Source organism: Streptococcus cameli, assembly GCF_053207365.1.
The window spans coordinates 58,092-70,802 of the sequence record NZ_JBRUIM010000004.1 but is presented as its reverse complement, the minus strand read 5'-3'; the positions used below and the strand labels follow the sequence as shown (position 1 = coordinate 70,802).

Annotated in this window: 15 protein-coding genes; 4 read left to right on the top strand and 11 right to left on the bottom strand. The window is 43.5% G+C overall.

Annotation, left to right across the window (positions count from 1 at the left end):
- From ACVR1I_RS08215 to ACVR1I_RS08180, 8 genes are all read right to left on the bottom strand, one after another.
- Positions 1-156: a DUF3977 family protein gene (locus ACVR1I_RS08215; RefSeq protein ID WP_447443537.1), complete on the bottom strand. Its 156-nt coding sequence runs from the start codon at positions 154-156 to the stop codon at positions 1-3.
- Complete coding sequence (locus ACVR1I_RS08210) at positions 153-851, bottom strand: 3-oxoacyl-ACP reductase (RefSeq protein WP_447443536.1); 699 nt, start codon at positions 849-851, stop codon at positions 153-155. Before ACVR1I_RS08210 ends, ACVR1I_RS08215 begins: the two co-directional genes overlap by 4 nt.
- Positions 844-1,080 (bottom strand): DUF2829 domain-containing protein, encoded by a 237-nt coding sequence (locus ACVR1I_RS08205; RefSeq protein WP_307120830.1) that lies wholly within the window; start codon positions 1,078-1,080, stop codon positions 844-846. Before ACVR1I_RS08205 ends, ACVR1I_RS08210 begins: the two co-directional genes overlap by 8 nt.
- On the bottom strand, positions 1,070-1,240 hold the full coding sequence (locus ACVR1I_RS08200; RefSeq protein WP_447443535.1) for a hypothetical protein: 171 nt from the start codon (positions 1,238-1,240) through the stop codon (positions 1,070-1,072). Before ACVR1I_RS08200 ends, ACVR1I_RS08205 begins: the two co-directional genes overlap by 11 nt.
- 122 nt (positions 1,241-1,362) lie before the next feature.
- A complete protein-coding gene (locus ACVR1I_RS08195) occupies positions 1,363-3,378 on the bottom strand; it encodes an ABC transporter permease (protein WP_447443534.1) in 2,016 nt (671 codons plus the stop codon).
- Between the two features lies 1 nt (position 3,379).
- The gene (locus ACVR1I_RS08190; RefSeq protein ID WP_447443533.1) at positions 3,380-4,135 is read right to left on the bottom strand and encodes an ABC transporter ATP-binding protein; all 756 of its coding nucleotides are present in this window, start codon (positions 4,133-4,135) and stop codon (positions 3,380-3,382) included.
- Positions 4,136-4,265: 130 nt separating this feature from the next.
- Positions 4,266-5,237 carry a sensor histidine kinase gene (locus ACVR1I_RS08185; protein ID WP_447443532.1) on the bottom strand — a complete coding sequence of 324 codons (972 nt, stop codon included), beginning with the start codon at positions 5,235-5,237 and terminating at the stop codon, positions 4,266-4,268.
- Position 5,238: 1 nt separating this feature from the next.
- Positions 5,239-5,928 (bottom strand): response regulator transcription factor, encoded by a 690-nt coding sequence (locus ACVR1I_RS08180; RefSeq protein ID WP_447443531.1) that lies wholly within the window; start codon positions 5,926-5,928, stop codon positions 5,239-5,241.
- Between the two features lie 242 nt (positions 5,929-6,170).
- Between ACVR1I_RS08180 and ACVR1I_RS08175 the strand changes: the two genes are divergently transcribed.
- The 4 genes from ACVR1I_RS08175 to ACVR1I_RS08160 all read left to right on the top strand — a co-directional run bounded on the left by ACVR1I_RS08175 (position 6,171) and on the right by ACVR1I_RS08160 (position 10,301).
- Positions 6,171-6,776 (top strand): NADPH-dependent FMN reductase, encoded by a 606-nt coding sequence (locus ACVR1I_RS08175; RefSeq protein ID WP_447443530.1) that lies wholly within the window; start codon positions 6,171-6,173, stop codon positions 6,774-6,776.
- A gap of 79 nt (positions 6,777-6,855) precedes the next feature.
- Entirely contained in the window at positions 6,856-8,100 is a 1,245-nt protein-coding gene (locus ACVR1I_RS08170) for an NAD(P)H-dependent oxidoreductase (RefSeq protein WP_447443529.1), read from the top strand.
- Positions 8,101-8,169: 69 nt separating this feature from the next.
- Positions 8,170-8,961 (top strand): formate/nitrite transporter family protein, encoded by a 792-nt coding sequence (locus ACVR1I_RS08165; RefSeq protein WP_447443528.1) that lies wholly within the window; start codon positions 8,170-8,172, stop codon positions 8,959-8,961.
- 86 nt (positions 8,962-9,047) lie between these two features.
- On the top strand, positions 9,048-10,301 hold the full coding sequence (locus tag ACVR1I_RS08160) for a DUF2974 domain-containing protein (RefSeq protein ID WP_447443527.1): 1,254 nt from the start codon (positions 9,048-9,050) through the stop codon (positions 10,299-10,301).
- Here the strand turns inward: ACVR1I_RS08160 and ACVR1I_RS08155 are convergent.
- The 3 genes from ACVR1I_RS08155 to ACVR1I_RS08145 all read right to left on the bottom strand — a co-directional run bounded on the left by ACVR1I_RS08155 (position 10,298) and on the right by ACVR1I_RS08145 (position 12,567).
- Complete coding sequence (locus ACVR1I_RS08155) at positions 10,298-10,957, bottom strand: DUF1803 domain-containing protein (protein WP_447443526.1); 660 nt, start codon at positions 10,955-10,957, stop codon at positions 10,298-10,300. The two genes, ACVR1I_RS08160 and ACVR1I_RS08155, sit on opposite strands and share 4 nt — an antisense overlap.
- Before the next feature lie 122 nt (positions 10,958-11,079).
- Complete coding sequence (locus tag ACVR1I_RS08150; RefSeq protein WP_447443525.1) at positions 11,080-11,529, bottom strand: rhodanese-like domain-containing protein; 450 nt, start codon at positions 11,527-11,529, stop codon at positions 11,080-11,082.
- Positions 11,530-11,619: 90 nt separating this feature from the next.
- The gene (locus ACVR1I_RS08145) at positions 11,620-12,567 is read right to left on the bottom strand and encodes a manganese-dependent inorganic pyrophosphatase (RefSeq protein WP_447443524.1); all 948 of its coding nucleotides are present in this window, start codon (positions 12,565-12,567) and stop codon (positions 11,620-11,622) included.
- Positions 12,568-12,711: the final 144 nt, after the last annotated feature.

The following is a 12,711-nucleotide window of genomic DNA, read 5'->3' as shown; positions in this document are numbered from 1 at the left end:
TCATTCTCCTTGCCAGTCGGACACAAGTCCGACAATTATCTTGTAAGCTTTGCGGTCTTTGATTTGGCGTTTCAAGCCAGATTTGCTATCCAGGATAGAAACCGTCTGCCCTAGCCAAAGCCTTAAATAGATGGATTGTAAATATACTTTTTTCATTTCAAACTCCAACCGCCATCGATTTTGACAATTTCGCCCTGCATGGAACTGGCTTTTCCTGAAGCCAAAAAGAGGGTTAGTTCGGCAATCTCTTCTGGCTGTGTCCAGCGTTTAATCGGTGTTTCCGAAGCCACCCAGTCAGCCAGGCCACCTGGCTCAAAATCAGCTTTGGTCATATTGGTCTCTACAGCTCCTGGTGCGATACCAAATACCTGGATGCCAGACGACGCATAGTCCAGCGCCAGCTGGCGGGTAAAGCCTGCTAAGGCGTGTTTTGAAGCTGTGTAAGCCGCTCCGCCACCACCTGCTAGAAAAGAAGCAATCGAGCACATATTAATGATGATGCCTGATTTTCGGGACACCATGTCAACCAAGTAGTGGCGAGTCAGCTTGACTGTGGCCAAAAAATTAGTCTGAAAGACCTGCTCAAATCGGTCTTCTGGCATGTCTAAAAGTGGTAGGTAATCGTCTAAGATTCCTGCTGTATTGCAGAGAATATCAACTTTTGGCAACCAGTCAAACACAGCTGACAAATCTCCTGTCAGATCCAACTGCAGAAACTCAAATGAACCGGAGAGAGCAGGTTTTTCAGCCAGATCTATCCCGTAAACCGCGTAGCCTTTTTCCAAAAAAAGCCTTGCCTGAGCAAGACCAATGCCGGATGAAGCACCTGTCACCAGCACCCGCTTAGTCATGGACTTCCACCCAATCTGTCGCCAGCACATCACAAGGTGTCGGGCTCCACATGGAGAAGCCTTCCCCTTCACCGGTTACATTGATGAGGAAGTAGGGCGTCGCCTCAAGCTTGGTACCATTGACCTCAATCGTGTCAAAGAGCTGGACATAGTTTTCTGCCCCTCCCCAGCCAGTGCGCACATATTTTTTCTTGGCCTTAAGACCTGGTAAAATCTCCTCAAATGTCATGGTTTTTGTTTTCCTTATCTTTTTCGTCTGTCAGAGCTTTGGTCACAAAGTAGAGTCCACTCACCAAAAAAGGCAATCCTAGATACCATGGTTTCACCACAAAGGCTATAATAACGGCAAACAGTAGAAAAACAAGACCAACTGTTAAGTCATTAGACATCATAAAACTCCTTTTCTCTTGTTATACTTATACCTTATTATATCAAAATTTAAGGAAAAAGGTAAGGGACGGATAGCCAGCAAAAAATCCTCCAAATTCTTATTTGGAGGAGAGTTGGCCTGTTAACGACTAACAATCTTGCGGTAACTACGTGAGGTGATGGCAAAGACAGCTAGATAGACAAGGAGAAAGGCTCCGCATACCCCTAGGGTCACTTGGAGGATTTGACCAGTCGACATCGGCACAAAGAGGTGCAAAATCTTGTCCAACATTTTGAATGCTGCAGCAAGGTGAACAAAGGCACAGATGAGTGGCAAGAGAAAGACCACCAAAACTTGTTTGCGAATGGTTTGTCTGGTCTGGTCTTCGTCCAACCCGACCTGTTGGAGAATCACAAAGTTTTCTCGGTCCTCATAGCCTTCAGATACCTGCTTGTAGTAAATGACCAGAACCGTTCCCAACATAAAGATGACCGTCAGTAGCATCCCAATAAAGAAGAGGGAGCCAAAAAGCGTTGTAATTTCTTTAACCGTTCTCGCCTTGCCAGAATAGGTGATATTGCCTGATTGATTCAAGCGATGATTGGTAACGAAATGTTCAAAAGGACCATCCAAGGCCAGCTGATCTTCTTGGCTTAGTTTAGTATCAAATCCGACATAGTAGTATTGGGCTAGACTAGTAAGCTGGTCACTGGTTGGGTCATAGCTGGCAAAGCCTTGCATCGCTACTTCCAAGTCATCAACCACCACATAAAGGGACTCGCTAAATATCCCACCAAGGTTGTCAGACACATTTGCCTTGATAAAGTTTTTAGCGGATTGCTCAACGACTGCAAACGATTGACCATCAATAACGAGCGGTTGTTGTTTGTCAAGAACAGCCCCCTCTGACAAGACCATGGCCTGACCCGAATCCAAATCAAGAGTCTCGCCGGTCATTTTCGCATAATCCTTTTCCCCTACAATGTAGATGACCCCTGCTGGCATGCCAACCGTTTCACGGTCATAGAGCTTAGCTTCATTGTTGGCAAAGGCTGCCAAAGACCCCATGGCATAATCAAAAGCTACTTCCTTAGTCGGTTTCACATTTTCTGACTCTTGAAACTCACCGGCCAAAGTTGCCATTTCAGACAAGGTCGTTGAATCCGTTGGAACCTTGATAAAATTTAAAGCAAAGTCATGGGGGTTGCTTCTGGCGACAAAGCTATTGGTTCCCATATAAATACTGGACCCACCCGCCAAAGTCACCAGGACCATAGTAGACAAGATGGCAATGGTCGCAAGACCCATGGCATTTTTCTTCATCCTGAAGATGAGGTTCGAGGTTGAAATAAAGTTTTTCGGTTGATAATAATACCCCTCACGCTTTTTCAAAAAACGAAGGAAGACCGTAATCCCAGCGTTAAAGAGGAGGTAGGTTGCAGCCATGACCAAAAGAACAGCGATAAAAAAGATTGACATTGCCACAACCGGATCCTTCACCGTATTAGCCAGGTAATACCCTGCCGCAAGAAGGGCCAAACCGATTATCGTTTGCAAGCCTAAAAAACGTCCCTTCTTCTCCCCTTTTTTGCTGTCACGGTTGAGCTCTAAGGCATTGAGCCGAAGCAATTTGACCGTATTGAGCATAAAGGTTAGGGTAAAAATTCCAATAAATATCGCAATGGTCAGAAACACACTGATCCACTGGAAGGTGGAGGCCAAGACGACTTCCCAATCCATGAGTTTGAGAAGAATGGCATAAATCAGCTGGTCTAAAAGCAGGCCCAAGCCTAAACCAAGCCCGATACTCATGATAGCAAACATAAAGAGTTCCAGACCTGCCATCTGAATGAGGTGACCCTTGTTTAGCCCAAGAATCTCATAGAGCCCCATCTCTTTGGTTCTGTTTTTCATAACAAAGCTATTGGCATAGGTAACAATAGCCACCGAAGCAAGAGCGACAATAAAGAGGCCTAACCCCAACATCGTTATCACTTGTGCCCCGCCGTAGACCGACCGCAAGCCTGGATTCAGTGTCAGCGATACAAAGATGTAAAAGATGGCAACAGTCAGGCTGGTCGCTAGAGCAAAGGGATAATAGAGTGAGCGGTTTTTGACAAGGTTACTAACAGCTAGTTGGCGGATAAGTCCAAACATCTTACTCACCTCCTGCCATAACGGTTAAGGTATCTGAAATCTGCTGGAACATTTGGCGTTCCGTCTTGTTACCACGGAAAATTTGATTGTAAAGTCTGCCGTCCTTGATAAAGAGGACACGGTTAGCCCGGCTGGCTGCACTGGTCGAGTGGGTCACCATGAGAATGGTCTGCCCTGTCTGGTTGATGGCTTCAAAGACATCTAAAAGTGTCGCGGATGACTTGGAATCAAGGGCCCCAGTTGGCTCATCAGCCAGTAGAATCTCAGGCTTGCTGATGATAGCACGTGCCACCGCTACCCGCTGTTTCTGTCCACCGGATAACTCATAAGGCATCTTATCCTTAAGACTAGCAATCCCCAGTTGGTTGAGGACTTCTAGCATGCGTTTGTTCATCTCACCGACCGGTCGGCGGGATAAAACCAGGGGCAACACTACATTGTCCTTGACAGAAAGGGTGTCTAGCAAGTTAAAGTCCTGGAACACAAATCCCAACTTTTCCCGACGAAAAGCTGACGCATCCTTGGTCTTGATGGACTGCGTGTCTGTGCCATTGAGCAAGACCTGACCAGCTGTTGGCGTGTCCAGCATGGCTAGGATATTGAGCAGGGTCGATTTCCCTGAGCCCGATTCCCCCATGATAGCGACGTATTCGCCCTCGTCAACTGTGAAATGAATGTCTTTTAAGGCTTCCACCTGATTGCTGGAAAAACGGGTTTTATATATTTTTTGGATATGTTGCACATCTAAGAGTGGCATAAGGTAATCTCTTTTCGTTTGATTTTAGGGAACGTCCCCTGATTTGATTCTAGTTTACCGTAATCAAAAGCCTGCTACCTTAGATTTACCTTTCATTTGAGGGGGTTAACCTTACAGGTTTGTAAGGTTGTTAATCCTGAGCCAGGGTCGTTTTTGGAAAACGCAGACTCACTTGCGTTCCCTCACCCACCTGAGAGGTCAATGCAATCTGGTGTCCCAACTTTTCCATAATGGTCTTGGACAGATAGAGTCCAAGACCCGACGACTGCCGGTTCACACGGCCATTAAAACCTGAAAATCCTCGCTCAAAAACTCTGTTCAAATCACTTTGTTGAATCCCCATACCTGTATCAGCCACGATCAACCTGTCATCTTCCAAATAAATCGCAATGGTTCCTGACCTCGTGTACTTGACGGCGTTTGACAGGATTTGTTCCAAGACTACGGCTAACCACTTGGCGTCTGTCGTCACTGTCTTATCAAAGGGCTGCAAGTCCAGCTGGATCGACTGCTGGATAAAAAAGAGGGCATACTTTTTGACCACTTCTCTGACCAAGTCGTAAAGATCCACCTCCGTCAAGACCAAGTCCTCGTGGAAACTTTCCAATCGCAGATAGGTCATGGCCATATCAGCATACTGAGCGACCCGAAAAAGTTCCTGCGACAAGTCTTTCTTGGTCTGGTTGTCGGGCAATTCCTTTAGGAGCAATTGACTAGCTGTCAGAGGTGTCTTAATCTGATGGGCCCAAAGGGTAAAATAGTCCAAGGTCTCTTCTTGCTTGCTTCTAGCTGCGACTTGCTGGGCCTTGATGTGTTCTTTTTGCCTGTCGATGTGATCCTGTAAAACCATCTCAAGAGAGCTGAGTACACTTTCTGCCACTGCTCGCTCCTGCAAGCCATTCTGGTACTTGCGCCATTCACGGACCAAGTCCCAAAGACCACAGACTAGGATAAAAACAGCTAGCAATGATACCTGGTAGAGCAAGACTGGCTGAAGGTCCTCAAAAACCAGTGCAAACTCAAGAAGTAGGCCTAAGACCAAGCCCAGTAACACCAACCAAGCCAGTCTAGACCGCAGCCACTGTGTTAAAAATTGCTTCATCTTAGCCCTCCAATGCTGCCAAGCAGTAGCCCAGCCCTTTCTTGGTCACAATCAACTGGTCCAATCCCACATCTCCTAGTTTTTTACGGAGCCTGGTCACATTGACCGTCAGGGTATTGTCATCGATAAAGAGATCGCTCTGCCACAAGGCCTGCATGAGGTCTTCTCGACTCACGACCTGATGACCATGCCGCATCAGGACTTGTAAAATTTGAAATTCATTCTTAGTCAAGTCCAAGGTCTGGCCCTGATAATGAAGCTGGGTTGTCTTGAGGTCCAGCACCAAGCCTTGGTAGTCCAAAAGGCTGCTGTCTACCTCACCACCAAATTCGTAAGAACGCCTTAAAATCCCTTGGATTTTAGCCAAGAGCACGGTCATTTCAAAAGGTTTAGTCACATAGTCATCCGCCCCCATATTGATGGCCATGACGATGTCCATCGCCTGATCATGGGAGGACAAAAAGACAATCGGAACTTTCGACACCTTGCGAATTTCCTGACACCAATAATAGCCATTGAAAAAGGGCAGGGTCAAGTCCAACAGTACCAAATGGGGCTCTGTCTGGGTGAAGACCTGCAAAACTTGGGTAAAATCGGCTATATCGGTCACCTCATAGCCCCATTGTTCTAAGTTTTTCTTGACCAAGTTGTTGATGGTCACATCGTCTTCGACCAGTAAAATCTTGTGCATACGCATATCTCTTTCTATACTTTGCTATTATTATAATCTATTTTTTCTCCCCTTTCCACACTTTAATAATGCCACATTTTTCTGATAATTTCGCCACTCTGAGAATTGTTTGAAAACTCACAAGCAAATTTGTTGACAACTTTCAATATTCATCCAATTCTACTTGACTTTTTTAGTAGAAAACGTTATCATGGAATTGTGAATTGTTTTACTTTTCGCCAAATAAATCTAAGGAGAATTAGATGAAACTGATCGGAATTGTGGGGACCAACTCCTCAAAATCTACAAACCGTAAACTCTTGCAACATATGGAAAACCATTTTGCTGACAAGGCTGAAATCGAACTAGTGGAGATTAAAGATTTACCAATTTTCGACAAACCTGCTGACCGCGTTTTGCCAGAAATTGTTCAAGACTTGGTTGCGAAAATCGAAGAAGCAGACGGCGTTATTATTGGTACCCCTGAATACGACCATTCTATCCCAGCTGTTTTGATGAATGCCCTTGCTTGGGTATCGTACGGTGTTTACCCAATGGCCAATAAACCTGTTATGATTACAGGTGCGTCATATGGTACACTTGGTTCTTCTCGTGCCCAATTGCAGTTGCGTCAAATTTTGAACGCTCCTGAATTAAAAGCGACTGTTCTTCCAGACGAGTTCCTCTTGTCTCATTCCTTGCAAGCATTTAGCCCAAATGGTGAACTCAACGACATCGAAACAAGTCAAAAGCTCGATGCCATCTTTGATGATTTCCGCCTTTTTGTCAAAATGACGGAAAAATTGTCTAACGCTAAGGAATTATTACGTAAAGAAGCTGAAAACTTTGACTGGGAAAACCTAGACTAAGATTAGCTGAATAGCAGGCCAAAACAAGAAACGAATCGTTACTTGTAGGCCACTCGTATTCGAGAAGGAGAAATTATAGATGAAATTTGTCGCAATCGTCGGCTCCAATGCCGAACAATCCTATAACCGCATGTTGCTCCAATTCATGCAACGTCAGTTCAAAATTAAGTGCGAGATTGAATTATTAGAAATTAAAGATGTCCCAATGTTCAACCAAGACGAGGACCAATCTGATTGTTTCGCAATCCGTTACCTTTACAACAAAATTACCCGTGCAGATGGTGTCATCATTTCGACCCCAGAACACAACCATACCATTACACCAGCCTTGAAGAGCACTTTGGAATGGTTATCCTACAAACTCCATCCACTTGAAAACAAACCAGTGATGATTGTTGGTGCTTCCTACTACGACCAAGGTACATCACGCGCTCAAGTGCATCTACGTAAAATCTTAGAAGCACCTGGTGTTAATGCCTATACACTTCCTGGTAATGAATTCTTGCTTGGTAAAGCCAAAGAAGCCTTCGATTTGAATGGTGACATCATCAATGAATCAACCGTTGCCTTCCTTGAAACTTGCCTCGATAACTTTATGAAATATGTAGACGTGGTATCTCAATTGAAAAAACCAAAACCAATCGCACCTGAAGATTTAGATTGTACACAACCAATCGCAACAACTGTCCGTGGTATTGACCCAGATGATCCAGAATGGTTAGAAAAAGCAGCCAAACAAGTCAATGCCGTAGAAGGCAATACCTATGTCAAATTAAGCAACGGTCTCCTTACAGTTGACCAATTGGACATGTTCCTAAATGCGATGCCATTTGAATTGACCTACGCAGATGACAACAACCAATTCTTGTACTACAATAACAAACACCAAGAAGCCTCTACCATGCTTGGTAAACGGGTCAAAGAACAAGTTGGTAGCCGGATGCGGACCATTCATGGCACACTTCCACCAGCTCGCATGAAAAACGTGGAATGGGTGATTGGTACACTTCGCAATGGTAACCAAGAATATGTGCGGACCATTGTTCCAGGAACACCACCTGAAATCATCAATACCCACAACTACCAAGCTATGTACTATCCAGATGGTTCCTACGCTGGTATCAATGAAATCATCTTCAACTTCAAACCATGGTTGGATTGGTACCTTGAAGCAACTGGTCAACGTTTGGTAGGTGGCAATCCTGCACCAGTTATTCCAAATTCGAAACCAGCTGCTCACGGAGCGGATGCGACATCAGGCGCTTCTGAAGAAGCCAATGACGCTGCTGTAACAGACGGTATCTCTGGTGCTTCTGAAAGCTAATTTACATACCAAAAGAGGTGAGCCATCTCTCATCTCTTTTCTATTGAAAAATATTAAAAGGAAAATTTTATGTCATTTTTTGAAGAAAAAATTACAGCTGCTTGCAGCAAAAAAGAGGCCCTTTTCGATGAAAGCCTTGGTCGTTATGCCCTTCGTTCTATGTTTGCAGGAGCTTACTTGACCATGTCAACAGCTGTTGGAATTATTGGAGCTGATGTCATTTCGAGTCAATTCCCAGCCCTGGCCCGTTTTGTCTTTACCTTTATCTTTGCTATTGGTCTCTGCTTTGTCTTGATTTTCAATGGTGAGTTGGCAACTTCCAACATGATGTATTTAACCGTTGGGGCTTATTACAAAAAAATGAGTTGGGGAAAAGCGACGAAGATTTTGCTCTACTGCACCTTCTTCAACTTTGTAGGCGCAGTTATCTTAGCTTATCTCTTTAATCAATCCTTCTCATTCCTAAACTTAAGCGATAAAAGTTTCGTTGTGACAGCCGTCAACATCAAACTCGGCAAATCAGACTGGTCAAACTTCATCGAAGGGATCACAGCCAATATGTTTGTTAACATTGCTATCTTGGGTTACATGGTACTGAAAGAAGAATCAGCTAAATTCTTTATCGCCGTATCTGCCATTTTCATGTTCGTTTTCTTAATCAACGAGCACTTGGTAGCCAACTTTGCATCCTTTATGCTGTTGGCCTTTAACCATGCTAAAGATCAAGTCGGAGCTTTCAACGTTATCAACGTTCTTCGCCAGTGGATTGTCGTCTTCTTTGGTAACTGGCTTGGCGCCGGTCTCTTTATCGGGATTGCCTATGCATGGCTCAACCAAACCAAGACAAAACATGTTGAATAAACAAAAAAAGACACCACAGGTGTCTTTTTATGTATTCTGAACTGACAATTTAGGGTATAATAAGTAAAAATCAGAAAGGATAGGGCATGCCAAATTTATTAGACTATCTCATAGAGACTCAATACGATAGCTTCTATGACATTGAACCGTCAGTTCTTGATATTCTTGCACTAACAGAACTGACCTATTTACCCTTTGACAATATGGTGCCCTTGGCTTCACAGCTTGAAAATACCATTCGGCTCCAAGAGCTGATTCAGGTATTTTTTACCACATTCCAAGGAAAATACCCTCCTCTTAGCATGGTCATCCCAGAACGCTTGCGTTTGTTAGAACAAATCAGCCAGTCCAAACGCTTTAAAATATGCAAGGCCTTGGCTTATGTCAACGAAACCAATATCGATTTGCAAAAACAATTTGCAGCGATGACCTTCCAATTGCGACCAAATGAGTACCTAGTTGTTTTTCGTGGGACAGATGACACCATTATTGGCTGGAAAGAAGATTTCCACATGACCTATCTGCCACAGGTTCCAGCCCAAGAAGCTGCAAGTAAATACCTAACCCACATCCTAGAACAACTTCCTGGAAACATCAAAGTAGCTGGTCATTCTAAGGGTGGGAACCTAGCCATGTACGCTAGCGCTTCACTTCCCACTCACTTACAAAATCGCATTGAAGCGGTCTACTCTTTCGATGCACCCGGTCTTCATAAAACTGTGATTGCATCCAAGGGCTTTCAAACCATCCAAGAACGCATCCAGTCTTATATCCCGCAGGATTCCATTGTCGGAATGATGCTCGAAAACCCGATTCCAGCAACCATTGTCAAGAGCAAAGCTAGAGGACTGATTCAACATCTGACCTTTACTTGGGAAACCCAAGGAAATTTATTTAAAACAGTGTCAACCGTCACCAATGATAGCCTCCAGATTGAACAAACCTTGAAAACATGGACAGCTAGCCTGCCACATGATGAATTGAAGGAGTTTTTCGATTTGTTTTTTGGACTTTTTCTAGAAGCAGGAATCACTAAGTTTAGCGACATCACCATTGATACCCCACAAAAATGGCAAAAATTAAAAGAAAACCGCCAAAATTTAACACCCAATCAAAAAGCAATGTTGGACAGGGCCTTTCATCTCTTAGTTGATACCCGTATTCAAATTTGGAAAGAGAACCTTGCCAATCAAACCAGTTCTATCCAACTACCAACCAAATCCGCTCTTTTACAAGAGCTATCGAAAAATTTTGACAACATCAATATGAAATTCCACCCCACCTCTTCTGAGAACTGGTCATCTATCATCGAAAGATTCAAAAAAACCAAGAAACCTTAAGATTTCTTGGTTTTTTTATATCGCAATGCTTCTTTATCTAACTCCATAGACAATTCATAGGCATGTTCTTCCACTTTTTGAACAAAACCCAAAACTTCCAAGGATCGGACAAAAATATCTGGTCGTTTTTGCAACACTCTGTTTTTACGGGTAAATTTCAACAGAAAGGTTGTCATGTACTTGAGCGCATATTCTGGATTGACATCCCCTAAAATCGCATAGAGTTCCGCTTGTGCTGGGCTGAGTTCTTCTTGAGTCTGCATCTTGTAAAAATAGGAATCCAGGGTCAAGTCTTCCCGTAAAAGATCCACCTCTTCTTCAATGATAACCGCATTTGAGGTATTGAGCGTCTGCCGCGTTTGGTAGCAGGTCTTGAGCTCTTTATAGATTGGCTGATTGGTATCCACAAATAGCTCCTTTCCCTCTTCAACTTCAGCTATTGAAGATAAAAGGGAGAAAGCATTTTGATAGCGGCGGTTTTCTCGAAGAATATAACCTGCCTGGATATATCTTTCCAATTGGCGGTCAACTGCAACATCTGGAAAGGCTGTTTTAATCTGCCGCAATGTCACGTCTTTATTCTCCGCTAAAAAGTGAATCAACTCTTTAAAAAAATCTTGCCTAGCCAGTTTGCTAGGATTGAGAATGATAATCATAGACCTATTATACCAAAAAATGAAAGATTCAATGAGTTATTTCATCGTAATTAGGGCCTACTTCTGTTTCTTTCTCTTAACAAATCAAAAAGGGAGCCATCGCTCCCTTTTTATCGCTTTTCTTATTCCAAAACACCACCAATGGCTTCAACGTGCTCAACTCCACCCAGATCATAGACCTCGGTAAAACCAGCCTCCCGTAAGATTTTGACAGCTTGAGCTGAACGGATTCCTTTTAGACAGTGAACATAGATTGTCGTATCCTTTGGCAAATCTGGAAATGTTCCATCCAGTAAATCTGAAATAGGGTAATTTTCAGTAATCCCAAAATTTGCAGTTTGGTATTCTTCTGCAGAGCGGACATCATAAAACTTGGCACCAGCTTCTACATCTGCCTTGACCATTTCAAATGAAATTTGGTTAGCTTTCGCATCAGGGCCAGCTTGGTCCCAATTAATCTCTACTTCTTTCACAACTTCTTGTGTCTTCACACTTTGCTCCTTCTCCATAGACTGACAAGCCGTCAATAGGCTTATCACCACAAGACTTAAAATCAGTACAATTTTCTTCATCTAACAAGTCCTCGGTCTTCTTTTATTTTTAGAAAATGGGTTACGTCAGTATCTCTTCCAAAAAAGCGAATGTTGCCATTCGCTCATTGCTTACGCTCCGAAGCTTTCTGTCAATTGTGGAACAACTTGTTTCTTACGCGAAACAGCTCCTGCTAAGAAAGCATGGTTGTTTTCTAGTTTAAAGTTAAAGGCCGCTTCAACCTTATCCATGTTGCTACCCAAGGCTAAAATTTCTGAGTTGGAATTGACGATGTCTGTAATCATCAAGACAAAATCAGAATAACCCTCTGCAACAATTGCAGCTGACATGGCCGCTTCAATTTCTTCTTGGCGTTCCAATACTTCCGCAATATCAACGGTGTTGACTTGCGCCACGCGAACATTGTTTCCATTTAACGGGAAAGTCTTGGCATCAATATCAATCAATTCTTCAGCAGTTTTGCTAGAAAGGTTGGTTCCAGCCTTCAACAAGGCCATACCATATTCTTCCAAGTTAACGCCTGCCAGTTCTGCCAATTCTGCTGCCACTTGTGGATCGGATTCGTGTGTGGTTGGTGATTTCAACAAGAGCGTATCTGAAATCAAACCAGACAAGAGCAATCCTGCCACCTCTTTTGGCAGTGTCAAGCCAGCTTCCTTAGAAGCACGGTAAACAATCGATGACGCAGAACCAACTGGCTCTAAACGCATGTAGAGCGGATTAGCCGTTTCAAAGTTTGCGACACGGTGATGGTCCACAACCGCCACTACTTCTACATCACGAATGTCTTCGATGGATTGTTGAAACTCATTGTGGTCTGTCAAAATCACGCGTTCAACGCCTTCTGCTTTAGCAGATGTCACCACACGCGGTGCTTCCACACCAAAATAGTCCAAAGCAAAGCTGGTTTCTTCATTTGGTGTTCCCAAGGCAACAGCTTCTGCATCACGCCCCCAAGCAGTGCGCTCCAAGTAAGCCCAACCATAAGATGACGCAATGGCATCTGTATCTGGATTTTGGTGTCCAAAAACGAATAATTTTGACGTTGATGTTGACATAGTATAAAAACCTCTTTTTCTGTAATCAGTTTATTTTACCATATTTTCAGAGACTTGTGAATGAACAAAATCCCAATTTGCAATCATTTCCCAAATAGAGTAATATAGATAGTAGACGACCTCTCTTACTGAGAGAAATACAAA